This is a genomic window from Aquamicrobium terrae, from assembly GCF_040545735.1.
GTDB lineage: Bacteria > Pseudomonadota > Alphaproteobacteria > Rhizobiales > Rhizobiaceae > Mesorhizobium > Mesorhizobium terrae_A.
In genome coordinates this window covers 388,223-415,056 of record NZ_JBEPML010000001.1, presented here as the reverse complement: position 1 = coordinate 415,056, position 26,834 = coordinate 388,223, and the positions used below count along the sequence as shown (strand labels likewise).

Sequence of the window (26,834 nt, the reverse complement as noted above, 5' to 3'; positions counted from 1 at the left end):
CCGTCGGGAAACGCGTAATCTCAAGTAGTTGGACAAGGTTCGGGAACCGGATTGGCAAGCTCGCTGACCACATTCACCGACGAGGCGCGCATTGCGCTCGACACGCTTTCAGGCCGCGCCGCCGGGCTGTTTTCGCCCACCTTGCGCCTTGGCGTCACCGGCCTCTCGCGCGCCGGCAAGACCGTCTTCATCTCGGCTCTTGTGCACAATCTGCTCCATGGCGGCCGCCTGCCCCTGTTCGAGGCGCAGAAATCCGGCCGCATCGCACGGGCCTATCTGGAGGAGCAGCCGGACGACGCGGTGCCCCGCTTCCAGTACGAGGATCATATCGCCACGCTGGTCGAACAGCGCCTGTGGCCGGATTCCACCCGCGCGATCTCCGAGCTGCGGCTCACCATCGAGTATGAATCCGCTTCCGGCTGGGGCCGCATGTTCTCCGCCGGCAAGCTGTCGCTGGACATCGTCGACTATCCCGGCGAATGGCTGCTCGACCTGCCGCTGCTTGGAAAGTCTTACGCTGACTTTTCCCGCGAAGCCTTTGAAATGGCAGAGCTTCCGGTACGTACGGACCTTTCGAAGGACTGGCGGACGCTTTCCGCTGCCATCGATGCGGATGCCGACGCCGACGAGGTCACCGCGCGGCGGCTGGCCGACGGTTTCGCGGCTTATCTCAAGGCCTGCAAGCTCGATGACCGCGCCCTGTCCACCCTGCCGCCGGGCCGCTTCCTGATGCCGGGCGACCTCGAAGGGTCGCCAGCGCTGACCTTCGCGCCCCTGCCGCCCGGCGAAGAACGCCGCGCACGGCCCGGATCGCTGCGCGCCATGATGGAGCGCCGCTACGAAGCCTACAAGACCCATGTCGTGAAGCCGTTCTTCCGCGAGCACATCACCCGGCTCGACCGCCAGATCGTGCTGATCGATGCGCTGCAAGCGCTCAACGCCGGCCCCGGCGCGATGGCCGACCTGGAGCGCGCCGTCACGGAAATCCTCGCCTGCTTCCGCCCCGGCCGCGGCAATTTCCTGACCGACCTCGTATCGAGGCGCATCGACCGCATCCTCATCGCGGCCACAAAGGCCGACCATCTCCATCATGAAAGCCACGACCGTTTGCAGGCCATCGTGCGGCGGCTGGCGGACAGGGCCATCGCACGCGCCAATTTCACCGGCGCCGACGTTGACGTGGTCGCCATGGCCGCCGTTCGCGCCACCCGCGAAGGCACCGTCAAGCAGGGGCGCGAAACCCTGCCCGTCATTCTCGGCACGCCGCTGGCCGGAGAAACCATCGGTGGCCAGGCCTTCGACGGAAAGACGGAAACAGCCATATTTCCCGGTGACTTGCCGGAAAAAGTTGATTCCGTCTTTGAAACGTCGAACGGCCACAGGCAGGACGATGTCGATCCGGCGATCCGCTTCGTCCGCTTCCGTCCGCCGAAGCTGGAACGCACGGCCGAGGGCGTTACCCTGTCCCTGCCGCACATCCGGCTCGACCGCGCCTTGCAGTTCCTGATCGGAGACAGGCTGGCATGAGCAGCACGCCCCGCAAACCCTCCGCATTTCCCATTGCGCCGGAGCCGGCGGAGAGCGCCGAAGAGAAGGCGAAGGTCCGGCAGGCACCGACAATGACCGCTCCGCGCAAGCCGCGTGCCGCGCCAGTCGAACTCGCCGTGGCCGTGGCTGCCGAGCATGATGTTTTCGACGAGCCGGATCTCGCCGTGGCCGAGCCGCCGCCTGCCACAGCGCCGCGCAAGCGCTCGCTGGCCGCGCGCATCCTGCTCAGCGCGCTGGGCATATTGGTGTCGCTGGCGGTCGGCCTGTGGGTCGATGGCCTGATCCGCACCCTTTTCGAGCGCACCCCATGGCTCGGCTGGCTGGCGGCGGGCGTGGCCGCGATCGGCGCGATCGCCCTCGTCATCGTGCTCGCCCGCGAGTTCTGGGCCATCGCCCGCCTGGCCGAGGTCGAGAAGATGCAGCGCCGCGCGCTGGACGCCCTCGCCCGCAACGACCCCAAGGCCGCGCGCGCCGTGGTGGATGAACTGTCCGCCTTCGTGGCCTCCAAGCCGGAAACCGCCGCGGGCCGCCGTGCGCTGGATGCGCTGCGCAGCGAGGTCATCGACGGCGCCGACCTCGTGCGGCTGGCCGAAGCCGAGATCCTCGCCCCGCTCGATGCCCGCGCCAAGGTCATGATCCTCGACGCCGCCAAGCGTGTCTCGCTGGTCACGGCGGTGAGCCCGCGCGCCGTGGTCGACATCGCCTATGTCGCCTTCGAGGCGGCGCGGCTGATCCGGCGGCTTTCCGAGCTGTATGGCGGCCGCCCCGGCACGCTGGGCTTCTTCCGGCTGGCGCGCGGCGTGCTCGCCCATCTGGCCATCACCGGCTCCATCGCGCTGGGCGACGGCTTCGTCCAGCAGATACTGGGCCACGGCCTCGCCGCGAGGCTGTCGGCCAAGCTGGGCGAAGGCGTGGTCAACGGCATGCTGACCGCCCGCATCGGGTTGGCCGCCATGGACACCACCCGACCCCTGTCTTTCCAGGCGCTCAAGCGGCCCGGCATGAGCGATTTCCTGTCGGCCCTGGCCTCCTTCGCCGGCAAGGAAAACCGCGGGAAACCGCAAGAAGACGCGCAGCGCTGACACACTTTGTGACGCCACGGAAGCTGACGAAAATTCGAATTGTCCGGCATATGGTGAGAAACCGTTAACCATTCTTGTTCATGGTTCGAGCAAGGTTCCTCTCAGTATTTCGTTGCCGGGTATCCTCGATGAAAAGCGTGATCGTGTCTTCCGTGCTGCCGCTGGCCCTGGCCATGTCGGCAACCGCAATGCTCCCGGCAACCGCTTCGGCAGGCGAGCGCGACAAGCAGTTCTTCCAGTCGGTCGAAGGCAAATGGGTCGGCCCGGGCGAGATCGTCGCCGGCAAGTACAAGGGCACCAAGTTCACCTGCACCTTCACCGGATCGACGCCTGAACTGAAGGTCGGCATGACGCTCGACGGCTCATGCCGCGTCGGCGTCTTCACCCAGCAGATGACGGCGACGGTCGAGCACAAGGGCCGTGGCGGCTACAAGGGCTCGTTCATGGGCGGCTCGTCCGGCAACGGCCTCGATATCGTGGCCGGCAATGTGGTCGACACCCGCAAGGTCGTGTTCGCCATCAACCGCAACCAGCTCAACGGCGTGATGCAGGCCCGTATCCCCGACGACCAGTCGATGGTCGTCACCGTTTCGGTCAAGGTGGACAAGCAGGTGGTGCCGGTGATCGGCATGAACCTCAAGCGCGTCGATGGTGCACCTGTCGGCAAGCTCGCCAAGAACTGACGAGCCTGCCAAGGATCGCTTAAAGCGCGTCGCGATCTTCCAGATTCGCTCCTTGCGCTTTAAGCTGCTGTTTTTACGCATATCGTTATCCCGAAACCGGTTCCCACTTTCGGGCAACATGCTTTAAGCGGCGTTGGCGCCCGATTCCTTGTCGAGAACCATGTAATCGAGCGGCAGCTCGGTGGTGTTCTTGATCTGCTCCATCGCAAAAGCCGACGACACGTCGCGGATTTCGATCTTGGCGATCAGGCGCTTGTAGAACGCGTCATAGGCCGCGATATCAGGCACCACCACCCGCAGCAGATAATCGACATCACCGCTCATGCGGTAGAATTCGACGACTTCCGGAAATTCCTGGATCACCTCGGAAAAGCGGCGCAGCCATTCATGGCTGTGCGAATTGGTGCGGATCGAGACGAAGACGTTGACCCGCACATTCACCCGCACGGGATCGAGCAGCGCCACGCGGCGCTTGATGACCCCTTCCTCCTCCAGTTTCTGGATACGCCGCCAGCACGGCGTGGTCGACAGGCCGACCTTCTTGGCGACATCGGCCACGGCAAGCGTGGCATCCTCCTGCAAGAGGCGCAGAATTTTTCGGTCGAGGCGGTCCATGAGCGCTCCTTGTAGAAAAGATGCCCAATTTTCCGCCAGAACACGCCGTTAAACAAGAAAGAAATTCCGATATATCGGCGAAAGACGAGTGATAAATTCTCAAAACCTCAGCCAATCCGTTGCCGGATTTCCGTCTTGAGGAATGGCAGCAATTCCATTTCGAACCAGGGATTGCGCTTAAGCCAGCCGGTATTGCGCCAGGAAGGGTGCGGCAAGGGCAGAACCTTGACCCTGCCTTCCGCCTGCCAGATCGCCCGCCAGTCCTTCACCGTGTCGGTCAGCGAAGGCTTGCGCAACGGGCCCATGTGCCAGTTCTGTGCATAGATGCCGATGGTGAGGATGAGGTCGAGCTGCGGCATCAGTTCCATCAGCGGCGCACGCCATGCCGGCGCGCATTCGCGGCGCGGCGGCAGGTCGCCACCCTTGGCGTCCTGGCCGGGGAAGCAGAAGCCCATCGGCACGATGGCGAATTTTACGGGATCGTAGAACTCGCAACTGGTGACACCCAGCCAGGAGCGCAACCGGTCGCCGGAAGCATCGGTGAACGGCACGCCGCTCAGATGCACCTTTGTGCCGGGCGCCTGGCTGGCAATGAGGATGCGCGCCGTGGAAGACGGCACCAGCACCGGGTGCGGCTCGTGCGGAAGCGGCTTGCCGAGCGGCCGTTCCACGCAGATGCGGCAGGCCCGCACCCGCGCCGTCAGCCGGGCGAGATCGTCGCCGACGACCGGTGGCCGCTCGCTTATGTCCATGGTCAGGCAGCGGCGCTCGGCCGGGCCGAGACAGCCTCATGCCAGCGCCGCACATTCGCGCACTCGTCCGGCACCTGTATGCGGGCGGGCTTCATGAAATCGACGGCGATCAGGCCGGTGATATCGGCGATCGAATAGGCATCGCCGGCAATGAATTCCCGGCCCGCCAGTTCACCGTCGATGAACCGGAGGAAGTCGATGACCTTCGGCTTGTTCGCTTCGCCCCATTCCGGCACCTGCGGCACCTCCCACTCCTTCATGGCGGGATGGATGTGGCGGAAGGCATGCGCCACCCGCATCATCAGTTCCAGTTCCATGCGCCGCTGCCACATCTCAACCTGCGCCTTGCCGAGCGCACCCTGTCCAAACAGTGGCGGCTGAGGCTGAAGCTCCTCGAAATAGCGGCAGATGGCGACGGATTCGGTCAAGATGGTGCCGTCGTCCAGTTCCAGAACCGGCAGGCGCTGCAAGGGATTGCGCACGCGTATCTCGTCGGCGCGATGGCCCATCGCGCCCATGTCGACCGGAACGAGTGGCACCTTCATGCCTTTTTCCGCGAGAAATACGCGCACCCGGCGCGGATTGGGCGCCCGCCCGCCATCGAACAGCTTCATCGACTTCTCCCTGTCATCGGCATGCCCGCAATATAGGGCTGCCCTCACCAGAAACGAAACAATTGCCGCAGCCAGTCACCGATGCCGGCCAGAACATCATGCTCCGGCTCGGGCTGGCCGCCCTGCCGGTCACGCCAATGCCGGGGCCGCTCGAACTCGCCGGCCCAGACGCCGCGTCCGGCAGCCCGTGCGGCCGCCTCCTCCCGTTCGAAATCGCCATAGGCGACAGCCCAGCCGGCCTCCACCTGGGCCCGGTTGAGGTCGATGCCATCCGCCGTGCAGTCCCCCAGAAGCCGGCCGTACTGATCGTTGCGCCAGCCGCTGCAGACCACCGTTTTGTTCTGCGTCAGCCGCAAGAGCGCATTCCGCGATTCCCGGCCGCAGGCAAACTCCGTGCCTTCGCGCGTGCAGTTCTGCCTATATTCCGGCGCGTCGATCCCACGCAGCCGCACGCGCTGCCCGCCAAGCTCGATGGAATCGCCATCGACGATCCTGGCCATGCCCTGCTCGGTTCGGGTGTTGACCGCGTCCAGCCGCGCCACGAGGAGCGCCAGCAACGCGAAAAGGGCGATGGTGAGCCCATAGTCGAGCCACCGCCGTGCCGGGCTGCGCCGACGCTGGCTCCGGCGCCGATCTCCGTTACGCCAACGCGATCTGCTCATATGGAAAACAAAGTCTTAAGCATTGGATCGTAGCGTGTCGGCTGAACCTGCTGGCCGCATAGATTGAACCCATTGATGCCGTTGCAACGCTCAACCACAGCGGACAAGAATATTGTGGACCGCCGCCGACCGCATCGCAACAGCGATGTGGCGCGCGCTGTGCGCAAGACCCGCGACCGTCTGGCGCAACAGGCCGGCAATCCCGATTTCGACCGCGAGATGCTGAAACTGCACGCCCGCGCCATGATGGGCGGCGCGCTGTTCATCCCGGTATTGATCCTGGTCGTCATGCTCGCCGGCGTGGCAGCCGGCGTCGGCAGCCAGATACTGGTGTGGGGCGGGCTGGCGCTGCTCTTCAACACGGCGCTGATCCTGGCGGCACAGAGGATCGACAAGACCGACGCCGCCCTCGTCAAGCCCAGGGCCGAAAAGCGCAACTTCCTGCTCGCGCACCTGCTTGCCGGCCTCGGCTGGGCGCATTTCGCCGTGCTGGGATGCGCATCCTGTGCGGTCGAGCAGTTCCATATCGTCAAGGCGGTGACGCTCCTGCTGGCCATGGCCGCCACGGCAATCATGACCGCGTCGCTCAGCGGCGCCCTGATCGCAACCTTCGCCCTGCCCGTCGCGGCCTATGCCTACGGCGCCACATGGCCGCTGGCGCCCGTCGAGATGATGATGCTGGGCCTGCTGGTCGTTGCCCTGCCCTTCCTGTCCTACGTCGCGCGGCATCTGAACCGCTCGTCGGTCATGCTGCTTTCCTTCCGCTCGGAAAAGGATGCGCTGATTGCCGAGCTGGAAACCGCGAAGGCCATGTCGGACGAGGCCCGCCACCGCGCCGAGGAGGCCAATCTCGCCAAGTCGCGCTTCCTGGCCTCGATGAGCCATGAACTGCGCACGCCGCTCAACGCCATTCTGGGGTTCTCGGAGGTCATGGCCAACGAGGTGCTGGGTCCCGTCGGCAACAAGACCTATCGCGACTATGCCGGCGATATCCACGATTCGGGCCAGCACCTGCTCAACCTCATCAACGAGATTCTCGACCTGTCGCGCATCGAGGCCGGCCGCTACCAGCTTCAGGAAGAGCCGGTGATCCTTGCCCTGCTGGCCGAAGACAGTTGCCACATGATGGAACTGCGGGCACGCAACAAGGATATCCGCATCGTCCAGGAGTTCGAGCCGACGCTGCCGCGCCTGTTTGCGGACGAGCGCGCCATCCGCCAGATCCTGCTCAATCTCCTGTCGAACGCCATCAAGTTCACGCCGACCGGCGGCGAAGTGCGCGTGCGCGTCGGCTGGACGGCCGGTGGCGGACAGTACATTTCGGTGAAGGACAACGGCCCGGGCATCCCGCAGGACGAAATCCCGGTCGTGCTGTCTGTGTTCGGCCAGGGCGCCATCGCCATCAAGAGCGCCGAACAGGGAACCGGCCTCGGCCTGCCGATCGTGCAGGGCCTCGTCGCCATGCACGGTGGAGAATTCGAGTTGCATTCGCGGCTGCGCGAAGGCACCGAGGCCATCGTCATCTTCCCGCCGTCGCGTGTCATGGAAGAGCTGCCGGCGCTGCCGACCAAGGTCGCCGCCAACGCCGGCTGGTAGGCCCGCAGCGCTCCTGCTCAGCCGCGCTGCGCCACCGCCATGCCCGACGTCATCTGCACCGCGGCCTTCACCAGACCGGCAACCAGCGCCGCGCCCACGCCCTCTCCATGGCCGATGCCGAGATCGAGCAGCGGCTGCAGGCCGATGAACTCGGCGGCCCGCCGATGGCCGGGTTCGGTCGACAGGCTGGCCAGCAGGCAATGGTCGAGCGCGCCGGGATTCGCCTTGTGCAGGACGGCGGCCGCCGCCGTGGCGGCAAAGCCGTCGATGAGGACGGGCACACGCTCGATGCGGGCGGCAAGGATAGCCCCGGCGATGGCCGCGAACTCCCGTCCGCCGACGCGCGCCAGCGCTTCCAGCGGATCGTCGAGATGCGGCCCGTGCAGGGCCAGCGCCTGATCCACGATGGCGGCCTTGCGCGCCACACCCGTCTCATCGGAGCCGCTGCCGGGACCGACCCAGTCCCTGCCCTCGCCTCCGAACAACGCCGCCAGCAGCGCGGCGGCCACGGTGGAATTGCCCACGCCCAACTCGCCGAGGCAAAGCAGGTCGGAACCGCCGGCGATCGCCTCCATGCCGAAGGCCATGGTGGCGGCGCAGCCACGCTCGTTCAGCGCCGGCTCGCGGGTGATGTCGCCCGTCGGCAGATCGAGCGCGAGATCGAACACCTTGAGGCCGAGGTCATAGGTCAGGCACACCTGGTTGATCGCAGCGCCGCCCGCCGCACACAATTCCACCGCTTCGGCCGTTGCCGAAACCGGACGCGGGGAGATGCCCTGCGCCGCGACGCCGTGGGTGCCGGCAAAGATGGCGACCAGCGGACGCGTCACTTGCGGGCGCGCGCGGCCGGTCCAGCCGGCGAACCAGACGGCGATATCCTCCATCCGGCCAAGCGGCCCCTGTGCCAGCGCCGCCTTGGCGAACACCTCGCGGACACTCGCCCCGGCCTGGCCGTCAGGCCCAGGCAGCTTGTCCAAAAGGGTTCGGAAATCTTCAAACGGCAATGCGCTGACCATGGCGCGGCTCCTTGCAAAACTGCCGTCCGCATAGCCCCGTCATGCCCGACTGACAACCGCGATCGCCAAAAACGGCAAAAGGTGACGGCGGCGGAAAGGCTTGCATCGCCCGGCCGGGTGCACCATGTGGAATGGAAGCCTGCTCTTTGTCCGGACATCGGATATTTTTCGAGAACCGATTCCCATTTTCGGTCCGGTGCCCAAGGGAACAACCATGACGGCAATTGAGTCGCCCTGTATTCTCGTCTGCTCCATCGACATGAAAACCGGCTACTGCTTCGGCTGCGGGCGCACGCGCGACGAGATTTCCGGCTGGCTCTCGATGACCCCGCAAGAGCGACGCGACATCATGGCCCTGCTGCCCGCCCGGCTCGAAACCGTGGAACGCAAGCCGCGCCGCGAAACCCGTCGTACCCGCATGGCGCGCGAACGGGCGGAGGCCTCCCGATGAGCCGCGGCCTGTGGATCATCCTCGTCGTCATCGGCGTGGCCGTGGTGCTTTTGATGCTGAACCACGATTCGGGAAGCACGCTCGGCTTCATCAACGAGGATTTCGCCAATCTCATATGGCTTGGCGTGCTCGCCGCGGTGATCGGCGCCGGGATTCTGCGCTCCGGCCACCGCTTCGGCGATATGGCCCGCAGCTTCGGCCTGTGGGTCCTGATCGTGCTGGCCCTGATTGCCGGCTACCAGTACCGCTATGAATTGCAGGACTTCGGCAATCGTGTCACCGCCGGGCTGATCCCCGGCAGCCCGTTGATGCTAGGCGTAGAGGACGGCCGCCCCACCGTGACGCTGGACAAGGGCCGCAGCGGCCATTTCGAGGCCCGGCTGGAGATCAACGGCAGACCCGTGCACGCCGTGGTCGATACCGGCGCCACGACCACCGTGCTCAGCGCCGAGGATGCGCGCGCGGCGGGCTTCGACGTCGTATCGCTGCGCTACACCGTTCCGGTCTCCACCGCCAACGGCATCACCAATGCCTCGGCCGTGCGCGCGGACGAGATCGCCGTCGGCAACATCGTGCGGCGCGACATGCCGATACTGATCGCCGCGCCCGGCGCCCTGCGGCAAAGCCTGCTCGGCATGAACTTCATCGGCTCGCTGTCCGGCTTCGACGTGCGCGGCGACCGCATGATCCTTCGCGATTGAACGGGAGCATCGGATCCGCTTTCCATATCCGATGTTCGATCAAAGACAGGAGCCGACATGGATATTTCGACTGCCGACCCGCATATGGTGACCGATTTCTGGCGTAAATCCGGCCCCGAGGCATGGTTCCGCAAGGACGTTGCCTTCGACGCCAATTTCAGGGCGCGCTTCCTCGAGTTGCACTATGCCGCCGCGCGCCGCGAACTCGACCACTGGATCGAGGAGCCGGAAGGCGCGCTCGCCCTGATGATCCTGCTCGACCAGCTTCCCCGCAACTGCTTCCGCGGCACCGGCCACATGTTCGCGACCGATCCGCTGGCCCGCCATTTCGCGGCAAAGGCCGTGGCGGCCGGGCATGACCTGGCGGTGGACGAGCAGATTCGCGTCTTCTTCTACCTGCCGTTCGAGCATTCGGAAAATCTCGCCGACCAGAAGCTGTCGGTGGAACTCCACAAGGCCAACGCCGCGAGCTATCTCGAATATGCCGTGGACCATCGCGACATCATCGAGCGTTTCGGCCGCTTTCCGCACAGGAATGGCCCGCTGGGCCGCGAGACGACGCCCGAGGAGCAAGCTTTTCTCGACGGCGGCGGTTTCGCCGGCTGAGCCGGAAGGCCGGTCCGCTCAGGCCCGCCACCACTCCCGGCCGGAGGCAAGCCGCTCAATGCCGGCAGTGTCGACAGCCGCCAGCCGCCCGTCGATGCGCCGGCCGCCGACGTCGAGGTCAGGTGCGATCTCGGCGAGCGGCGCCAGCACGAAGGCGCGCTCCAGCATGCGCGGATGCGGCACCTCCAGCCCTGTTTCCTGGATGATACGGTCGCCGAACACCAATATGTCGATGTCGATGAGGCGCGGACCCCAGCGCTCCTCACGCACCCGCTTCAGCTTGCGCTCTGTTTCCAGGCACAGTTCCAGCAATTCATGCGGCTGCAAGGTGGTGGAAAGCTCGGCGGCGGCGTTCAGGAAATCCGGCTGGTCCAGCTTTCCCCACGGCGGCGTGCGGTAGAGCGAGGAGACGGCCCTCACCTCCACCTGCTGATGCGCGTCCAGCAGCCTGAGCGCCGTTCTCATCGATTTTTCCGGATCGCCGAGATTGCCGCCGAGGCTGAGGAAGACGCGGCTATTGGGGCCAGGCAACGGTCACCTCGACATGATCGAGCACGCCGCGCACCGGCGCGTTCGGCTTGCGGACGGTGATTTCGGCGCGCTGGATTTGCGGGAAACGCGCCGCGAGCGCCTTGGCGACCTCATGCGCCAGGGCCTCGATCAGGAAGCGCCGGCGGCCGGTGATGATCTCCTCGATCACCTGGAAGGCCACGCCATAGTCGACCGTGGCGTCCATGGAATCGGCTTCGAGCGGCTTGCTCGGCTCGACATGCAGCACCGCATCGACATAGAAGCGCTGGCCGAGCCTTTCCTCCTCGTCCAGGAGGCCATGCCTTGCGAAGAAGGCGCAATTCTTCATGCGGATGACATACATGTCTATTGTCCAGACCGGGCGGAGAGATGAGCTTGACGCGTCAGCATAGCATCGGCGACGGCCAGGGCATCCATGTTGATTGCGACATCGTGGACGCGAAAAAGCTGCGCGCCCTTGAGGCGAAGGATGACGCTGGTGGCTGCCGTCCCGGCATCGCGATGCGGCGCCTCGCGGCCGGTGACCACGCCGATGAAGCGCTTGCGCGAGGTGCCCGCCATCAGCGGAAAACCCAGTGCATGCAGTTCCTCGAAGCGCGCCATCAGGTCGAGATTGTCTTCCGGCGTCTCCTTGGCGAACCCGAATCCGGGGTCGAGCACGATGCGCTCGTCGGCAATGCCGGCCTCATGGGCGATTTCCAGCGACCGGCGCAGGAACAGGAACTGATCCTCGATCGGGTCGGCAAGCTTCTCGCGCCCGCGCCCGGTGTGCATGATGACCAGCCCGGCCCCGGTTTCGGCGGCGACCCGCGCGATGCCCGGCTCGCGCTGCAGGCCCCAGACGTCATTGACGATATGTGCGCCCGCCGCCACGGCCAGCCGTGCCGTCTCTTCCCGATAGGTGTCGATGGAGATCAGCGTGCCGTGGAGCGGGGCCAACGCCTCGATCACCGGCAAGGCACGCTCCTGTTCCTCGCGCGCGCTGATCGGCGCGGCCGAGGGTCCGGTCGATTCGCCGCCCACATCGATGATCGATGCGCCCTGCTCGACCATCAGGCGCGCCTGTGCCACGGCGTCGTCCAACGAGTTGTAGCGGCCGCCATCCGAAAAACTGTTCGGGGTCACGTTCAATATGCCCATGACCACGGCACGAGCGCCGAGATCGATATGGCGTCCATGCGCCAGATGCCATCGTCTCATCATGCTTGCCGCTCAGTCTGTGGCGAATAGCCGATTTCCGTTGCGCCAAATGCCGCCGTAACGCAAGGTGCGGCCAGAGACAACATTATGAAGAAAATTTTCCTTCCCCTGATGATCCTTGCCGCTATGGCGGCTCCGGCGGCAGCCGAGACGGTTGCCAAAAGCTACAGCTATTTCGGCGTCGGCGGCACCACCTACGACCAGATCGAAAGTGAACTGTCGAAACGCGGGCCGCATGTGAAATCGACCGGACTTCGTCATCCCGGCGCGACGCGCATGAATTTCACCACCAAGATCGGCTACGCCAATGATGGCCGGCACTGCCGCATCGTCTCGGCCGACACCACGGTGAAAGCCCGCGTCGTCCTGCCCAGATGGCGGCAGCGCAGCCGGGCGGATGGGGATGTACGCATCTTCTGGGACACGCTCTTTGCCGACATCAAGCGGCACGAGGACCGCCATGTCGAGATCGCCAAGGCGCATGCCCGCGAGATGGAGCAGTCGCTGAGGAAGGCAGGGCGTTTCAAGTCTTGCGAAGCCGCCGCTGCCAGGGCTAAGGAAATCTCGACCCGGATTCTTGACCGCCACGACAAGGCGCAACTCGAATTCGACCGCGTCGAAACCATCAATTTCGAAAGCCGGCTGCTCCGCCTTCTGCGCTACCGCATCGAGCGCATGGATAAAGCTGGCCGGCAGAGCTAGGGTTCACCAGGAACCACCGCACCAAAAAATCGGAGAATAATAACAATGGACCAGCCGATCGGTGGCCAAACGAAAGGGGCCGTGCCCAGCTTCTCGCTGAGCGAGCGCGAAAAGAACGTCATCATCGCCGGCGTTCTCCTGTCCATGCTTCTGGCCGCGCTCGACCAGACCATCGTTGCTCCCGCTCTGCCCACCATAGCGGCCTCGCTCGGCCATGCCGAATATCTGTCGTGGATCGTGACGGCCTATCTTCTGACGGCGACCGCCGTGGCCCCGCTCTACGGCAAGCTTTCCGATATCTACGGCCGCCGCTCCGTCATCTTCGCGGCGATCCTGATTTTCCTCGCCGGCTCCGTCATATGCGGGCTGGCGCCGAACATGTTCGTGCTGATTGCCGGGCGTGCCGTGCAGGGGCTGGGCGGCGGCGGCCTGTTCGCGCTGACCCAGACCGTGATCGGCGACCTGGTGCCGCCGTTGGAGCGGGCGCGCTATGCCGCCTGGATTTCGGGCACATGGGCGGTGGCCAGCATCGCCGGACCGTTGCTGGGCGGCGGCTTCGCCGAGCATCTGCACTGGTCGCTGATCTTCTGGATCAACCTGCCGCTCGGCATCCTCGCCATCGCCGTAACCAGCAAACCGTTGAAGAAGCTGGCCATAGCCGGCACGACGCACAGCATCGACGGCTGGGGCGCGCTTCTGCTCATCATCGCCACTTCCCTGCTGCTGCTTGCCGTCAACTGGGGCGGAAACCGCTATGCGTGGAGCGATCCGCAGATCATCGGCCTGCTGGCGGGATCGGCCGGGATCTGGTTCCTGTTCGGCCTCCGGCTGCGGATGGCGAACGAACCGCTGGTCTCGCTGGCCGTGCTCGGCAACCGTGTGGTGCTGACGGGAACCTTCTCCATGTTCCTGCTGCAGGCTGGCAGCATCGGCCTTGCCGTCTATCTGCCGGTCTACATGCAGGCGACGCTGGGCATGTCACCGGGCGACACCGGCCTCGCCATGCTGGGCCTGCTGCTTGGCACAGTCGTCGGCGCCGGCATGAGCGGCCGCCTGGTGCCGCGCCTGGTCAATTACAAGCGCATCGCCCATATCGGCATCGCCTGTGCCATTCTGAGCCTGGGCATCCTGGGTTATCTGGCTGACCACGCCGGGCTGCTGGAAGTGGAGATCGCCACGGCAATCGTGGGCGCCGGCATCGGGACCATCTTCCCGGTCTCCACCATCGCGGTGCAGAACGCGGTCGACAGGCAGCATCTCGGCGTCGCAACGGGCCTGTTGACCTTCCTGCGTTCCCTGGGCGGCGCCATCGGCGTGGCGGCGCTGGGCGCCATCGCCCTCGGCAACGATCTGCCGCTGGCCGGCGAAGGCGCGATGGCGGCCGAACTGGCCGGCCCTCACGGTTCGTTTTCGGTGATCTTCCTGGCCACGGCGGCCATGCTGGCGGCAGGGCTGTTGGTCTTCGCTTTCATGCCGCAGAAGCCGCTGCGCGGCTATGACGCCTCGCAGGCGCCGATCATGCCCGAATGAGCTGCCGGCCGCATTGGTGCGACGCCGGGCGATCCCGTCCGGCAGAAAAACCCGTTACCCTTGCCGCTCGGGAACCGACACGACGAGACCGTCGAGCTCGTCCCTGATCCTGATCTGGCACGACAGCCGCGAGTTCGGACGCACGTCATAGGCGAAATCGAGCATGTCTTCTTCCATGGCCTCGGGCTCGCCGACGATGTCCGTCCATTCCTCGTCGACATAGACATGGCAGGTGGCGCAAGCGCAGGCGCCGCCGCATTCGGCCTCGATGCCCGGAACGGAATTGCGGATGGCGTTTTCCATGACGGTGGAGCCGTTTTCGGCTTCGACGTCAAAGCGGGTGCCGTCATGGGCTATGAATGTCAGCTTGGTCATTTAGTCACCTGAGGGGGAAGACACCGCGGAGATAATCACTCCTTCGCCCAAGTCAACTGCGGCGCAAGACCGCCATTCCATGGCGCCAGGAGACAAATTCGCCTAGCCGGGCCGCGAGACGAAAGCCAGGACTTCTTCCATGAGCTCGCCGAGCCGCGCCAGATTGTGCGCCGATCCCGGTTCGCGTTCGATCGCATCGGCACAATCGGCAAGCGCGAAGGCGCCGATGCCGCGCGCGGCGCCCTTGAGCCCGTGCGCCAATGCGGCCCGGTCTTCGGCCGAGGCATCACCGATTCGGGACCACACCATCCTCAGGTGCCCGGCAAACAGGTCCAGCACCTCGCGTTGCAGGTCCCTGTCGCCCATCGTCTGGCGCTCCAGATGGGCAAGATCGATGGGGCCGGAAGGGACTTTCCCACAGCTTTCGTCGGGCTGTCCCGAACTGGCCACATGGCCGCCTTTATTCAAGCTCCCAACTCCCGATCTGCGTCGACCGGCATGGCCGCGGTGGCGCGCAATGTGACAGGAACCGATGGACAGCAGGTTAAGAACCGATGCCCCCGCCTACCGGAAAAACGACCGTTTCCGCGGTTTCGGCCTCACATGGCCGTTAACCTTATATTTAAAGTTTTACGCATCAGCACGAATGCATGTTTTATTTACCCCCCTGTGTCATTACGATACGAGGCTCCATATTTGGCCTCTCCGCAGGGCGTGAAAAACCAAAACAAGACGCTCCACGCAGCTAGTACAGGGTAGCGAAGGCATGGCGAAGAAAACCACGACGGCGAAGTCCCTCGACAAGGACGTGGCCCAGGAACTCGAAAAAGCCCTCGATCTGGAGCTTGATCTGGACACTGCGGATATCGAGGATCTCGATATCGCGGCCTCCATGGAAGACCTGGAGGCGCAGATCGCGGAGGCGGCCGACGAACTGGCACGGGCCAGCCGCACCTCGCAGGAGAAGCAGGAACAGGAAGCCCAGCCGGCCGCTGTCGTTGCCGCGGCGCCCCCGCCTGCCCCCGAGCCCGAGCCCGAACCCGAGCCGCAGCCCCAACCCGCCGATCTTCGCCCCGTGGAAACGCCGGCTACGCAGCCGGCCGCCTTCGCCCCGGCCAACGACGATCGCCAGAAGGACTACAAGTCCCTCCTCCACAATCTGAACCGCCGCGCGCCCAACACCATTTATTGGGTCGTGGCGTTCCTGTCGCTGGCCTGGGTGGCCGGCGCGGCCGCGCTCGCCAATCTGGTGTTCGGCCCCGACGTCTGGCAGGTCCGCTCCTTCGAGCAGTTCCTGGCCCGCCCGCAGCTCATCGGTTTCCTGGTTGCGACTGTGCTGCCGATCGTCCTGTTCTGGGCCTTCGCCGCCATGGTGCGCCGCGCGCAGGACATGCGCCTCGCGGCACAGTCGATGACCGAAATGGCCTTCCGCCTCGCCGAGCCCGAAAGCCTCGCCCAGGATCGCGTCATGATGCTTGGCCAGGCGGTGCGCCGCGAGGTCGCCGCCATGGGCGAAGGTATCGAGCGCACGCTGGCGCGCGCTGTCGAGCTGGAAACGCTCGTCCACAGCGAGGTCAACCAGATCGAACGCTCCTATTCCGAGAACGAGGCGCGCATCCGCTCGCTCGTCGACGGTCTGGGCAGCGAGCGCGAGGCCGTCATCGGCCATGCCGAGCGCGTTCGGGCCTCCATCGCCGGGGCGCATGAAACGCTGCGCGAGGAGATCAATTCTGCGGGCGACGCCATTCGCGAAAGCATCATGGGCGCCTCGACCCAGCTTACGATGACGATCACGTCTTCGGGCGACAGCCTGATCGATCGCATCAACGAAAGCTCCATGACGATCTTTGACTCGGTCGAGAGCCGCCTGGATTCCATCACCGACCGCCTGTCGACTTCGGGCGAGGCCTTTGCCTCCCTGCTCGACACCCGCATCGCCAAGCTGACCGACAGCGCCGACGGCCTGACCCGTTCGCTGACCGAACTGCTGGACGACCGCACCTCCGGCATGGTCTCCCTGCTGGGCGGCGCCGCACGCACCCTCACCTCCGAATTCGAGGCGAGCCTTTCCGGCATCGAGCGCACGCTGGCCGAGCGCGGCCAGGCGCTCATCAGCGAGTTCGAGACCCGCGCCGAGGCGCTGGACACCGGAACGCAGAAGCTCAATGCCGCGCTGGAGGCCCGTGCCCGCCAGATCAACGAGACGCTGGCCGAGCGCACCCGCGATATCGCCGAGGCCTTCACCTCCGGCAAGGATTCGCTGTCTTCGCTCATCGATCAGGGCCGCAGCCAGATCGGCACCGACATGGCCGAGCTGATCTCCTCGACCTCGACCATGCTGGAAGCCCGCGCCAGCGACTTCGCCGGCCGCCTCGAGGCGGCTCGCGACACCGTCTCCTCCGCCTTCGACGCGGACATCGAGAAACTGGCCGATGCCCGCGCCGGCATCGACGAAGCGGTGCGCCAGCACAGCATCGAGATGGCCGAGAGCCGTGAACGCATGGCCGCCGCCCTGCATGACGACCTTGCGAAGTTCGCCGAAGGGCGCGCCGAGATCGACACCATGGTGTCGAACCAGATCGAGAAGCTGGCCGAAGGCCGCAATCTCATCTCGAAGGCGCTCGAAGAAGACCTGCGCAAGGTCAACGAATCCCGCGCCGCCATCGACGCCTCGCTGGGCACCCACCTCGAAACGCTGGAGGTAGGCCGCAGGCGGTTGGCCGATTCCCTGCATGAAGACTCGCAGAAACTCGTGCAAGCTCGTGCAAACATTGATGAAATGGTTGCCGGACATGTCGGCAAGCTGGCCGAGGGCCGCACCATCCTGTCGCGCGCGCTGGAAGCCGACCTGACCAAGCTGGCCGAAAGCCGCTCGAGCATCGACGGCCTCGTCGCCGGACAGGTCGAGAAGCTGGCCGAGGGCCGCGACATCCTGCGCCGCGCCATGGAAGCCGATCTCGCCAACATCAACCGCATGGTCGCCGATCATTCGCAAAAGCTGGCCGGCGACCGTGGCCAGCTCTCGCAGGCGCTCGAAGCCGACATCGCCAGGCTGGAGGAGAGCCGTGCCGGCATTGACGGCCTCGTCGCCGGGCAGATCGAAAAGCTGGCCGAGGGCCGCGATATCCTCAAGGCCGCGCTGGAGGCCGACCTCTCCAATATCAACCAGTTGATCGCCGATCATTCCCAGAAGCTGGCCGGCGACCGCAGCCTGTTGTCCCAGGCCCTGGAAGCCGACATCGCCAAGCTGGAAGAAAGCCGCGCCGGCATCGACGGTCTGGTCGCCAGCCAGGTCGAGAAGCTGGCCGAAGGCCGCGATATCCTCAAGCGCGCCCTCGAAACCGACCTCACCAACATCAACCGCATGATCGCCGATCATTCGGAAAAGCTGGCCGGAGATCGCAACCTGCTGTCGCAGACGCTGGAAGACGACCTTGCCAAGCTGGCCGAGAGCCGCGCCGGCATCGACGGCCTCGTCGCCGGGCAGGTGGAGAAGCTGGCCGAAGGCCGCGATATCCTCAAGGCCGCACTCGAACGCGATCTGGACACCATCCGCAACGTGATTGCCGAGCAGTCGCAGCAGCTCGTCGGCGAGCGCGAGCGCTTCTCGACCTCGCTCGAGGACGACCTGCGCAACGTCAACAGCCTTGTCGGCGCCCATGCCGATCGGCTGGTGCAGGAGCGCGCGGCACTGGCCAAGGCTTTGGAAGAAGACCTTGCCAAGCTGGCCGAAAGCCGGTCGAGCATCGACGGCCTCGTCGCCGCCCAGGTCGAGAAGCTGGCCGAGGGCCGCGATATCCTCAAGCGCGCGCTGGAGGCAGACCTTGCCAAGCTGGCGGACAGCCGCTCGAGCATCGATGGCCTCGTCACCGGACAGGTCGAGAAGCTGGCCGAGGGTCGCGATCTCCTCAAGCGCGCGCTTGAAGGCGACCTCGGCACCATCCAGCAGGCCATCGCCGACCAGGCCGACAAGATGGCCGAGGAACGCGCCAAGCTTTCGCAGGCGCTGGATGCCGAGCTGGCACGCGTCAACACCCTCATCGAGCAGCATGCCGGCCGGCTGGCCATCGACCGCAGCGCCCTGTCGCGCGTGCTGGAAGAAGACCTCGCCAAGCTGGCCGAAAGCCGCGCCGGCATCGACGGGCTGGTTGCCACGCAGGTCGAGAAGCTGGCCGAAGGCCGCAACATCCTGCAGCGCACCCTTGAGGCCGATCTGGAGAAGATCTTCCAGAGCCGCGGCCTGATCGAGGACGCGCTGGCCGGCCAGGTCGACAAGCTGGCGGATGCCCGCCGCGAGATCGATGCCGCCGTCAGTGACCACATCGATCGCATCGCCTCGACCAGCACCCGCATTTCCGACTCGATCACCGGCGACATCACCCGCATCGAGGATGCCTTCCAGCGCCAGACCGGCGTGATCGAGGAACGCACGGGAACCATGGAGCGGGCCCTGTCGCTCGGCGTCGACAACATCCGCGGCGTGCTGGAAAAGAGCGCCGTGTCGGTTGCCAGCGCCCTGCGCGAAAAGGTGCTGGAGGTCACGGCGGCGCTCAACGAGCAGGCCGGCATGGCCTTCTCCGATGCCGATCGCCAGATCGCCGAGCGCGCGGAACAGACGTCCGCCGCCCTGCTCGCCCGGGCGCAGGACATCTCCCGCGCCTTCGAGGAGGCCGAGGGCCGTCTGGCCACGCGTGCGGAAGACACGTCTTCCATGCTGATCGCCCGCGCCGAAGAAACCGCCGACAGCCTGGCCGCCCGGGCCGGCTCCATCGTCGAGAGCTTCGAGGTTGCCGACCAGCGCCTTGCCCAGCGCGCCATCGAGACGGCGCAATCGCTGGCCGCCCGCGCCGGCGACATCCTGCGCAATTTCGAGGATGCCGACGCCCGCCTCAGCACCCGCATCGGCGACTCCGCCGAGGCGCTGGCCGCCCGCGCCGCCGACCTTGGCCGCATCTTCGATGCCGCCGACGAGAAGCTGATCGCCCGCATCGCCGAAGGTTCCGAAGCCCTCACCGGCCGTGCCGCCGAGATGGGCCGCATCTTCGACGCCGCCGACGAGAAGCTGGTGGCCCGCATCGCCGAAGGTTCGGAAGCCCTCACCAACCGTGCGTCCGAGATGGGCCGCATCTTCGACGCGGCCGACCAGAAGCTGACGCAGCGCATCACGGAAGGCTCGGAAACCCTCAGCAGCCGCGCCGGCGAGATCGCCCGCGTGTTCGACGAGGCCGACAACCGCATGGTGTCGCGCATCGCCGAGACGGCTTCGACCATCGGCCAGCACGCCGACAGCATCGTCGGCGCCTTCGCCGAGACGGAGCGGCAGGTGGCCGCGCATGCCAGCGAAACGGGCAAGGCGCTTGCCGATCAGGCCCGTTCGATCGAAGCGGCCCTTGCCGGCGCCGACGAGCGTCTTGCCGCAGGTGCCGAGACGGTCGCCAGCCGCATCGGCGAAAAGGTGGAGAGCGTCGAGAACCGCCTCGCCCGCTCCGCCGAAGCGATGGGCGAGAAGCTCGACGAGCAGGTCGCCCAGGCAGAGAACCAACTGGTGGCGCGCGCCAACACCATCGCCGAAACCTTCAGCGCCGTCGGCCAGCATATCGGCCAGAGCACCAACGAGGCGGCGAAGACCATCGGCACCAACACGCGTGAGCTCAACGAGATGCTGGCCACGCGTTCGGCCGAGATCACCCGCATCCTTGACGAAACGGCGCGTCCGCTGGTCGAGCGTTTCGCCGATGGCGGCTCCGAACTGCAGAAGAGCATGGAGGAAGCGACCGAGCGGGCGACGGAGAAGCTGCGCCAGGAAAATGCAAGGCTGTCCAACGCGCTCGCCAACCGCACGGCGGAAACGCTGTCTGCGGTGGAGAACGCGCGGGCGACCCTCGCGGAGAACATCAACGACCTCATCGGCCGCCTCGGCGCGTCGAGCCAGGGGCTTGGCCAGCTCATCGAGCAGGCCGCTGCCAATCTCGGCGAGATCGACGAAAAGCTGGCCGGCAGCACGCAGAGCTTCGCCGCGACCACCGAAAAGGCCGCGCAGACCTTCGCAAGCTCGGCGCGCCTGGTCGACTCCAACACCTCGCGCCTGACCGAACTGTCGTCCACCACGCTGCGTGAGGTGGCCTCCATCGCCACCAAGTTCGACGAGCACAGCCGCCTGCTGTCCAGCGCGTCCGAACTGCTCAGCTCGGCCCAGAGCAATCTGGAGCACACGCTGGAGCGCCAGACCTCGCTGGACGACCTCGCCGTCGGTCTGGTGAAGAAGTCGGAGGACCTGGAAAAGGTCATGAAGTCCTTCGAGGCGCTGGTGGGACGCACCTTGCAGACCGCCGAAAGCCGCACGCTGGAATCGGCCGACAAGATCCGCTCCTCCATCGGCGACGTGGTGGAGGCCGCGACCAAGCGCTTCGCCGACGCCACCGAGGAGATGCGGCAGACGGCCTCCTCCATCAAGAGCGAGCTGGACCTCACCCGCGCCGAGCTGAAGCGCGGCGTGGTGGAGATGCCGGCCGAGGCCAAGGAATCGACGACGGCGATCCGCCGCGCCGTTTCCGAGCAGATCAACGCGCTCAAGGAACTGTCCGCCATCGTGGCCAAGTCCGGCCGCAGCGTGGACACTCCGCAGTCTGGCAACCTGCGCCCCGCACCGGCCCCTGCCCCGCAACCGGCCGAACCGCCGCGCCGGGCCGCTTCGCCCGCACAGCCGGCAGCCCCGGCCAATCCGCTCGGCGGCACCGCCCTGCGTGGCGCCCTGGACACCGACCAGCGTTCGGAAACGGCCCTGCGCGAAGGCGAAACCCGCCCGCAGCAACAGGGCGGCTGGGTTCGCGACCTGCTGAGCGGCGCTTCGCGGGATGACGGAGCCAAGCCGGCCGATACGGCGCGCGCGGCAAAGCCGGCCGAGCGTTCACCGCTGCACGTGGTGGAATCGCTCAACTCGCTGTCGGTCGACATCGCCCGGGCCATCGACCATGAAGCGTCGATCGAGTTGTGGAACCGCTACCGCCGTGGCGAACGCGACGTGTTCACGCGCCGGCTCTATACGCTCAAGGGCCAGCAGACCTTCGACGACATCCGCCGCAAGTATCAGGCGGAGGCCGAGTTCCGCGCCGCCGTCGACCGTTATTGCGAGGACTTCGAGAAGCTGCTGAAGGATGTTGCCCGCACCGACCGCGACAACATCATGACCCAGACCTATCTCACCTCCGATACCGGCAAGGTCTACACCATGCTGGCCCACGCCAGCGGCCGCCTGCGGTAAGACAACGGATCAGGGAAAACGGAAAGGGCGGGGATTTCCCGCCCTTTTCTTTTGCTCCCGTCAAACAGCAGGCCCTCCCGGGTACGCGCCTCGAATCACCTTCGCAGATCAGCAGCAGGAGCGGTTTTCGGATGAAACGGCCGAAGCCAGAATCACCCCCTCATTCTCCAGCCGGGACCTCCTTCCAGTTCATGGAGAGGAGAGTGGCACGACGCTGATGCCTTCCTCTTCCCGCTTGCGGGCAGAGGATAAGGATGGGGGCCGTTTCCGTAAAAACCAAAAGCGAAGGCACATCCAGCGCGCGGTCGAATCCACCCGACCAGGCAACAAAAAGGGCGGGGAAACCCGCCCATTTTTGTTGCCGGTTCCGGTGCCGCGATCAGGTGAGCGGCGAAAGCTGGATTTCGACACGGCGGTTCTGGGCGCGGCCATCGGCGGTCGCGTTGCTGGCGATCGGCCGGGTCTTGCCGAAGCCGCTGACGGCGAAGCGGCGCTGGTCGACGCCCTGCCCGGCCAGATAGTTTGCCACCGACAGCGCACGGCGCTGCGACAGGTCGAAATTATGCTGGTCGCTGCCCGTCGAATCGGTGTGGCCGTAAACATCGACCAGCGTCTGGTTGTACTTGCGCAGCACCAGCGCCACGGAGTTCAGCACCGGATAGAAGTCGGCGCGCACCGCGTCCTGGTCGACACCGAAGGTGATGTCGGACGGCATGTTGAGCATGATCTGGTCGCCGACGCGGGTGACGCTGACGCCCGTGCCCTGCAACTGGGCCCGCAGCTCGGCCTCGTTCTGGTCCATCTTGGCGCCGACCAGGCCACCGGCGAGCGCACCCACGCCCGCGCCGATCAGCGCGTTGCGGCGGTCGTCACCGCCGGCCAAAGTGCCGAGTGCCGCACCCGCCAAAGCACCGATGCCCGCGCCGCCGGCCGTGTTGGAGATTTTCTGCTGGCCGGTATAAGGATCCGTCGTGCAGGCTGCTGCAAGCGCGCCAACGACGGCCATGGCGATCACGGTTCTGGTCTTCATCAGGATTTGTCCCTCATAAGCTGCGACGCGCGAAGCGCCTCTTGACCCCTTCCGGCCCCTTCTAACACAAAATACGGCGAAATACGGAACCTCCCCGGACAAAAACGGCGGCCACTCGGGCCGCCATCCACTCAGTCCAGATCGGCTACCACCGCCCCCTCGCTGCCGCTGATGCGGTGCGACAGGGACGCTTCCATGAACTCGTCCAGATCGCCGTCCAGCACGTCCGAAGGGCTGGTCGATTCCACCCCGGTGCGCAGGTCCTTCACAAGCTGGTAGGGCTGCAGCACGTAGGAGCGGATCTGATGGCCCCAGCCGATGTCGCTCTTGGAGGATTCGGTCGCATTGGCCGCGGCCTCGCGCTTCTTCAGCTCTTCCTCGTAAAGGCGCGAGCGCAGCATCTCCCACGCCTTGGCGCGGTTCTTGTGCTGCGAGCGTTCCGCCTGGCAGGCAACCGCGATGCCGGTCGGGATATGGGTGATGCGCACCGCCGAATCGGTGGTGTTGACGTGCTGGCCGCCTGAACCGGACGAGCGATAAGTGTCGATGCGCACTTCCGATTCCGGAATCTCGATGACGATCGAATCGTCGATCACCGGATAGACCCATACGCTGGCGAAGGAGGTGTGGCGGCGCGCGTTGCTGTCATAGGGCGAGATGCGCACGAGACGGTGCACGCCCGATTCCGTCTTCATCCAGCCATAAGCATTATGACCCTTGATCAGCACGGTGGCGGACTTGATGCCGGCCTCTTCGCCTTCGTGGACTTCCAGCACCTCGACCTTGAAACGGCGGCGTTCCGCCCAGCGCGTGTACATGCGCAGCAGCATCGAGGCCCAGTCCTGGCTCTCGGTGCCGCCCGCGCCGGCATGGATTTCCAGATAGGTGTCGTTGGTGTCCGCCTCGCCCGAAAGCAGGGTCTCGACCTGCCTGGCCTTGACCTCGCCGCGCATGGAACGCAGGGCGTCCTCCGCCTCCGTGACGATGCTGTCGTCACCCTCTTCCTCACCCATGGCGATGAGTTCGAGATTGTCTTCGAGCGCCTGGGTCAGGCTTTTCACCGCGCCGATGCCGTCCTCGAGGCTCTGGCGCTCGCGCATCAGTTTCTGGGCTTCCTGCGGATCGTTCCAGAGACTGGAATCTTCCGCCAGGACATTCAGGTACTCCAGTCGTTTCAGGGCCTGATCCCAGTCAAAGATGCCTCCTCAGCAGGCTTATGGCCTGCTTGATTTCATCGACGATGTTCTGCGTTTCGGCGCGCATGGCGGGCGCTGTTCCCTTGGCTGTTACGGTGATTTGATTGGTTGGCGCGATACATAGGCAGCAGGGCCACGCCTGTAAAGCGAAATGGGCAGGCGCATGGCCTGCCCAACCGCATGATGCTGCCGGGATGCCGGTCAGTAAAGGCCGCCGCCGCCGGACTGGATGGCCTGGTTGGCCTGCGGCGACAGTGCCTCCCCATAGCCGTTGGAGCCGTCCTCGCCCATGCCGATGACCCAGTAGGAATCGGCGGGGCCGGTGCCGGGCTTGAAAGCCTCGACGATCGTGCCCGGCTGGCCGGGGTTGGCCTGCATGCCGGTCTTGCGGTCGATGGAGACGAGGTTCATGCCGTCCGGCACCTTGAAGTCGACATTGGGCGTGCCTTCCAGCGCCACGCGCATGAAGTCCTTGAAGACCGGGGCGGCAAGACCGCCGCCGGTGGTGCCGCGGCCAAGGCTCTTGGGCTTGTCGAAGCCCATATAGAGGCCGACAACCAGGTTCGGCGTATAGCCGATGAACCAGGCGTCCTTCTCGTCATTGGTGGTACCGGTCTTGCCGGCGATGTGGCGGCCGAGCTCGGCGACCGTGGCGGCGGTGCCGCGCTGCACCGTGCCCACCATCATCGAGGTGATCTGGTAGGCGGTCATCGGGTCGAGCACCTGCTCGGCATTGTCGATCAGCTCGGGCTCGGGCTGGTCCTGCCATTCGCTGGCATTGCACCCTTCGCAACCGCGATCGTCATGGCGGAACACGGTCTTGCCGTAACGGTCCTGGATGCGGTCGATGAGCGACGGTTTGATCGAGCGGCCGCCATTGGCCATGATCGCATAGGCGGACACCATGCGCATCACCGTCGTCTCGCCCGAACCAAGCGACATCGGCAGATAGGGCGCCAGCTTGTCGTAGACGCCGAAGCGTTCGGCATATTCGGCCACCAGCTTCATGCCCATGTCGTTGGCCAGCCGCACCGTCATCAGGTTGCGCGAGCGCTCGATGCCGGAGCGCAGCGTGGACGGGCCGGCGGCGCGGCCGTCATAGTTCTTCGGCGTCCAGGTGGTGTTGCCGCTCTGGATGGTGATCGGGCCGTCCATGATCACGGAAGCCGGCGTATAGCCATTGTCGAGCGCCGCCGCGTAGACGATCGGCTTGAACGAGGAACCGGGCTGGCGCATCGCCTGGGTGGCGCGGTTGAACTCGGACTGGGCGTAGGAGAATCCGCCCACCATGGCCAGCACACGGCCCGTATGGGGGTCCATGGCGATCATGCCGCCGCTGACCTCGGGCAACTGGCGCAGCCTGTAGGCGTTCTCGGAATCCTCGCGCTTTTCGACGAAGATGACGTCGCCTGGCTTCAGCACATCGGCCGGCGACTTCGCCTTGACGAGCTTGCCGTCGACGACATGGCGCATGGCAAACGACATGTCTTCCTTGCTGACCGTGGCCTCCACACGCTCCTTGACCAGATCGCCGGAGACCTGCCGCGCCGGCTTCAGGCCGATGCGCAGGCCGGAATCGGAGCTTTCCAGCACCACGGCCGGGGTCCACTCGGGAACATCGTCCAGGTTCTTGACCTCGCCCAGCGGCACGCCCCAGTCGCCGGAAACGTCGATGGTCGTTACCGGCCCGCGATAGCCGCGCAGCGTGTCGTATTTGATGAGGCCGGTCTGCATCGCCTTGCGGGCGACGCGCTGCAACTCGGGGTCGAGCGTGGTGCGCACCGAAAGCCCGCCCTCGTAGAGCGCGGTCTGGCCGTAGCGGGCGATGATCTCGCGGCGCACTTCCTCGGTGAAATACTCGCCGGCGAACAGATAGGTGCCGTTGCGGCGCGGCTTGACGCCGAGCCCCTCGGCCTTGGCCTTGGCGGCCTCGTCGCGCGAGATGTAGTTGTTCTCGGCCATCTGGTCGATCACCCAGTTGCGGCGCTCGATGGCCCGGTCCGTGTGGCGGAACGGATGATAGTTGGACGGCCCCTTGGGCAGTGCCGCCAGATAGGCGGCTTCCGACGTGGTCAGCTCGCTCACCGACTTGTCGAAATAGGTCAGCGCCGCGCCCGCCACGCCATAGGCGCCGAGGCCGAAGAAGATCTCGTTGAGATAGAGTTCGAGGATGCGGTCCTTCGGATAGGCCTGCTCGATGCGGAACGACAGGATCATTTCCTTGATCTTGCGTTCGTAGGTCTGGTCCGAGGTGAGCAGGAAGTTCTTCGCCACCTGCTGGGTAATGGTCGAGGCGCCGACCTGGCGGCGGCCCGAGCCCATGTTCTGGAAATTGGTAACGACGGCGCGGGCCAAGCCGGTCGGGTCGATGCCCGGGTGATTGTAGAAATTCTTGTCCTCGGCCGACAGGAAGGCGGCCTTGACGCGGTCCGGAACGGCCTGGATCGGTAGGTAAAGGCGCCGCTCATGCGCATATTCGGCCATCAGCGAGCCGTCCGAGGCGTGGATTCGCGTCGTTACCGGCGGCTCGTACTTGGCCAGAACCTCATAGTCGGGCAGGTCCTTCGCCAGATTCCCGACATAAAGGGCCACGGCGCCCGCAACCAGCAGGGCAAGCGCTGTGCCGATGCCGAAAAAATAGCCGATAAGCCGAATCATGCCCGCTCCGTCCGAGAGTCCGCCG

Annotated in this window: 23 protein-coding genes; 10 read left to right on the top strand and 13 right to left on the bottom strand. The window is 65.6% G+C overall.

Annotation, left to right across the window (positions count from 1 at the left end):
- Positions 1–51: 51 nt before the first annotated feature.
- The 3 genes from ABID37_RS01940 (at position 52) to ABID37_RS01930 (ending at position 3,313) form a co-directional block, all read left to right on the top strand.
- Complete coding sequence (locus ABID37_RS01940; RefSeq protein ID WP_354192303.1) at positions 52–1,527, top strand: YcjX family GTP-binding protein; 1,476 nt, start codon at positions 52–54, stop codon at positions 1,525–1,527.
- Positions 1,524–2,630: a YcjF family protein gene (locus tag ABID37_RS01935; RefSeq protein WP_354192302.1), complete on the top strand. Its 1,107-nt coding sequence runs from the start codon at positions 1,524–1,526 to the stop codon at positions 2,628–2,630. Before ABID37_RS01940 ends, ABID37_RS01935 begins: the two co-directional genes overlap by 4 nt.
- Positions 2,631–2,758: 128 nt before the next feature.
- Entirely contained in the window at positions 2,759–3,313 is a 555-nt protein-coding gene (locus ABID37_RS01930) for a hypothetical protein (RefSeq protein WP_354192300.1), read from the top strand.
- Positions 3,314–3,436: 123 nt separating this feature from the next.
- On the opposite strand, the gene ABID37_RS01925 is transcribed toward ABID37_RS01930, so the two are convergent.
- From ABID37_RS01925 to ABID37_RS01910, 4 genes are all read right to left on the bottom strand, one after another.
- Positions 3,437–3,928 carry an Lrp/AsnC family transcriptional regulator gene (locus ABID37_RS01925; protein WP_354192298.1) on the bottom strand — a complete coding sequence of 164 codons (492 nt, stop codon included), beginning with the start codon at positions 3,926–3,928 and terminating at the stop codon, positions 3,437–3,439.
- Between the two features lie 107 nt (positions 3,929–4,035).
- A complete protein-coding gene (locus ABID37_RS01920; protein WP_354192296.1) occupies positions 4,036–4,680 on the bottom strand; it encodes a uracil-DNA glycosylase family protein in 645 nt (214 codons plus the stop codon).
- 2 nt (positions 4,681–4,682) lie between these two features.
- Positions 4,683–5,294: a glutathione S-transferase gene (locus ABID37_RS01915; protein ID WP_354192295.1), complete on the bottom strand. Its 612-nt coding sequence runs from the start codon at positions 5,292–5,294 to the stop codon at positions 4,683–4,685.
- A gap of 44 nt (positions 5,295–5,338) precedes the next feature.
- Complete coding sequence (locus tag ABID37_RS01910) at positions 5,339–5,956, bottom strand: thermonuclease family protein (protein ID WP_354192294.1); 618 nt, start codon at positions 5,954–5,956, stop codon at positions 5,339–5,341.
- A 75-nt stretch (positions 5,957–6,031) separates the two neighbouring features.
- Between ABID37_RS01910 and ABID37_RS01905 the strand changes: the two genes are divergently transcribed.
- Complete coding sequence (locus ABID37_RS01905) at positions 6,032–7,552, top strand: sensor histidine kinase (protein ID WP_354192292.1); 1,521 nt, start codon at positions 6,032–6,034, stop codon at positions 7,550–7,552.
- Positions 7,553–7,569: 17 nt separating this feature from the next.
- On the opposite strand, the gene ABID37_RS01900 is transcribed toward ABID37_RS01905, so the two are convergent.
- Positions 7,570–8,568, bottom strand: coding sequence for a nicotinate-nucleotide--dimethylbenzimidazole phosphoribosyltransferase (locus ABID37_RS01900; RefSeq protein WP_354192291.1), 999 nt, complete (start codon positions 8,566–8,568; stop codon positions 7,570–7,572).
- Between the two features lie 214 nt (positions 8,569–8,782).
- Here ABID37_RS01900 and ABID37_RS01895 point away from each other — a divergent pair, with 214 nt between their 5' ends.
- From ABID37_RS01895 to ABID37_RS01885, 3 genes are read left to right on the top strand one after another with little or no spacing between them, the layout of a single operon-like run.
- Positions 8,783–9,019 carry a DUF1289 domain-containing protein gene (locus ABID37_RS01895; RefSeq protein WP_354192290.1) on the top strand — a complete coding sequence of 79 codons (237 nt, stop codon included), beginning with the start codon at positions 8,783–8,785 and terminating at the stop codon, positions 9,017–9,019.
- Positions 9,016–9,720 carry a TIGR02281 family clan AA aspartic protease gene (locus tag ABID37_RS01890; RefSeq protein ID WP_354192289.1) on the top strand — a complete coding sequence of 235 codons (705 nt, stop codon included), beginning with the start codon at positions 9,016–9,018 and terminating at the stop codon, positions 9,718–9,720. Before ABID37_RS01895 ends, ABID37_RS01890 begins: the two co-directional genes overlap by 4 nt.
- Before the next feature lie 57 nt (positions 9,721–9,777).
- Complete coding sequence (locus ABID37_RS01885) at positions 9,778–10,326, top strand: DUF924 family protein (RefSeq protein WP_354192288.1); 549 nt, start codon at positions 9,778–9,780, stop codon at positions 10,324–10,326.
- An 18-nt stretch (positions 10,327–10,344) separates the two neighbouring features.
- Here the strand turns inward: ABID37_RS01885 and folK are convergent, their stop codons facing one another.
- The 3 genes from folK to folP are packed head-to-tail and all read right to left on the bottom strand — an operon-like array spanning position 10,345 to position 12,060.
- Positions 10,345–10,857 (bottom strand): 2-amino-4-hydroxy-6-hydroxymethyldihydropteridine diphosphokinase, encoded by a 513-nt coding sequence (gene folK, locus ABID37_RS01880; RefSeq protein ID WP_354192287.1) that lies wholly within the window; start codon positions 10,855–10,857, stop codon positions 10,345–10,347.
- A complete protein-coding gene (gene folB, locus ABID37_RS01875) occupies positions 10,841–11,200 on the bottom strand; it encodes a dihydroneopterin aldolase (protein ID WP_354192286.1) in 360 nt (119 codons plus the stop codon). The genes folK and folB overlap by 17 nt, the downstream gene beginning before the upstream one ends.
- A 2-nt stretch (positions 11,201–11,202) precedes the next feature.
- A complete protein-coding gene (folP, locus tag ABID37_RS01870) occupies positions 11,203–12,060 on the bottom strand; it encodes a dihydropteroate synthase (protein ID WP_354192285.1) in 858 nt (285 codons plus the stop codon).
- Between the two features lie 84 nt (positions 12,061–12,144).
- Between folP and ABID37_RS01865 the strand changes: the two genes are divergently transcribed.
- A complete protein-coding gene (locus ABID37_RS01865) occupies positions 12,145–12,759 on the top strand; it encodes a DUF922 domain-containing Zn-dependent protease (RefSeq protein ID WP_354192284.1) in 615 nt (204 codons plus the stop codon).
- A 45-nt stretch (positions 12,760–12,804) separates the two neighbouring features.
- Positions 12,805–14,289 carry an MDR family MFS transporter gene (locus ABID37_RS01860; protein WP_354192283.1) on the top strand — a complete coding sequence of 495 codons (1,485 nt, stop codon included), beginning with the start codon at positions 12,805–12,807 and terminating at the stop codon, positions 14,287–14,289.
- A gap of 54 nt (positions 14,290–14,343) precedes the next feature.
- On the opposite strand, the gene ABID37_RS01855 is transcribed toward ABID37_RS01860, so the two are convergent.
- Together ABID37_RS01855 and ABID37_RS01850 are read right to left on the bottom strand one after the other, a co-directional pair.
- The gene (locus tag ABID37_RS01855; protein ID WP_354192282.1) at positions 14,344–14,664 is read right to left on the bottom strand and encodes a 2Fe-2S iron-sulfur cluster-binding protein; all 321 of its coding nucleotides are present in this window, start codon (positions 14,662–14,664) and stop codon (positions 14,344–14,346) included.
- A gap of 102 nt (positions 14,665–14,766) precedes the next feature.
- Entirely contained in the window at positions 14,767–15,132 is a 366-nt protein-coding gene (locus ABID37_RS01850; protein ID WP_354192281.1) for an Hpt domain-containing protein, read from the bottom strand.
- 298 nt (positions 15,133–15,430) lie between these two features.
- Between ABID37_RS01850 and ABID37_RS01845 the strand changes: the two genes are divergently transcribed.
- Positions 15,431–21,925 (top strand): apolipoprotein A-IV repeat region-like domain-containing protein, encoded by a 6,495-nt coding sequence (locus ABID37_RS01845; protein ID WP_354192280.1) that lies wholly within the window; start codon positions 15,431–15,433, stop codon positions 21,923–21,925.
- 379 nt (positions 21,926–22,304) lie between these two features.
- On the opposite strand, the gene ABID37_RS01840 is transcribed toward ABID37_RS01845, so the two are convergent.
- The 3 genes from ABID37_RS01840 to ABID37_RS01830 form a co-directional block, all read right to left on the bottom strand.
- Positions 22,305–22,955, bottom strand: a complete 651-nt coding sequence (locus ABID37_RS01840) for a YiaD family glycine zipper/OmpA-like lipoprotein (protein ID WP_354192279.1) — start codon at positions 22,953–22,955, stop codon at positions 22,305–22,307.
- Positions 22,956–23,086: 131 nt separating this feature from the next.
- A protein-coding gene (gene prfB, locus ABID37_RS01835; RefSeq protein WP_354192277.1) for a peptide chain release factor 2 occupies positions 23,087–24,218 on the bottom strand; the annotation gives its coding sequence in 2 pieces (ribosomal slippage) (positions 23,087–24,151 and positions 24,153–24,218; 1,131 coding nt in all).
- Positions 24,219–24,352: 134 nt separating this feature from the next.
- Positions 24,353–26,809 (bottom strand): penicillin-binding protein 1A, encoded by a 2,457-nt coding sequence (locus ABID37_RS01830; protein WP_354192276.1) that lies wholly within the window; start codon positions 26,807–26,809, stop codon positions 24,353–24,355.
- Positions 26,810–26,834: the final 25 nt, after the last annotated feature.

Coding starts and splice junctions, on each gene's coding strand:
- ABID37_RS01890 (WP_354192289.1), top strand. CDS start 9,016: ATGAGCCGCGGCCTGTGGATCATCCTCGTCGTCATCGGCGTGGCCGTG.
- folP (WP_354192285.1), bottom strand. CDS start 12,060: ATGATGAGACGATGGCATCTGGCGCATGGACGCCATATCGATCTCGGC.
- ABID37_RS01900 (WP_354192291.1), bottom strand. CDS start 8,568: ATGGTCAGCGCATTGCCGTTTGAAGATTTCCGAACCCTTTTGGACAAG.
- ABID37_RS01910 (WP_354192294.1), bottom strand. CDS start 5,956: ATGAGCAGATCGCGTTGGCGTAACGGAGATCGGCGCCGGAGCCAGCGT.
- ABID37_RS01920 (WP_354192296.1), bottom strand. CDS start 4,680: ATGGACATAAGCGAGCGGCCACCGGTCGTCGGCGACGATCTCGCCCGG.
- ABID37_RS01925 (WP_354192298.1), bottom strand. CDS start 3,928: ATGGACCGCCTCGACCGAAAAATTCTGCGCCTCTTGCAGGAGGATGCC.
- ABID37_RS01865 (WP_354192284.1), top strand. CDS start 12,145: ATGAAGAAAATTTTCCTTCCCCTGATGATCCTTGCCGCTATGGCGGCT.
- ABID37_RS01905 (WP_354192292.1), top strand. CDS start 6,032: ATGCCGTTGCAACGCTCAACCACAGCGGACAAGAATATTGTGGACCGC.
- folB (WP_354192286.1), bottom strand. CDS start 11,200: ATGTATGTCATCCGCATGAAGAATTGCGCCTTCTTCGCAAGGCATGGC.
- ABID37_RS01840 (WP_354192279.1), bottom strand. CDS start 22,955: ATGAAGACCAGAACCGTGATCGCCATGGCCGTCGTTGGCGCGCTTGCA.
- ABID37_RS01830 (WP_354192276.1), bottom strand. CDS start 26,809: ATGATTCGGCTTATCGGCTATTTTTTCGGCATCGGCACAGCGCTTGCC.
- ABID37_RS01915 (WP_354192295.1), bottom strand. CDS start 5,294: ATGAAGCTGTTCGATGGCGGGCGGGCGCCCAATCCGCGCCGGGTGCGC.
- ABID37_RS01885 (WP_354192288.1), top strand. CDS start 9,778: ATGGATATTTCGACTGCCGACCCGCATATGGTGACCGATTTCTGGCGT.
- ABID37_RS01895 (WP_354192290.1), top strand. CDS start 8,783: ATGACGGCAATTGAGTCGCCCTGTATTCTCGTCTGCTCCATCGACATG.
- ABID37_RS01845 (WP_354192280.1), top strand. CDS start 15,431: ATGGCGAAGAAAACCACGACGGCGAAGTCCCTCGACAAGGACGTGGCC.
- ABID37_RS01855 (WP_354192282.1), bottom strand. CDS start 14,664: ATGACCAAGCTGACATTCATAGCCCATGACGGCACCCGCTTTGACGTC.
- ABID37_RS01935 (WP_354192302.1), top strand. CDS start 1,524: ATGAGCAGCACGCCCCGCAAACCCTCCGCATTTCCCATTGCGCCGGAG.
- ABID37_RS01930 (WP_354192300.1), top strand. CDS start 2,759: ATGAAAAGCGTGATCGTGTCTTCCGTGCTGCCGCTGGCCCTGGCCATG.
- ABID37_RS01860 (WP_354192283.1), top strand. CDS start 12,805: ATGGACCAGCCGATCGGTGGCCAAACGAAAGGGGCCGTGCCCAGCTTC.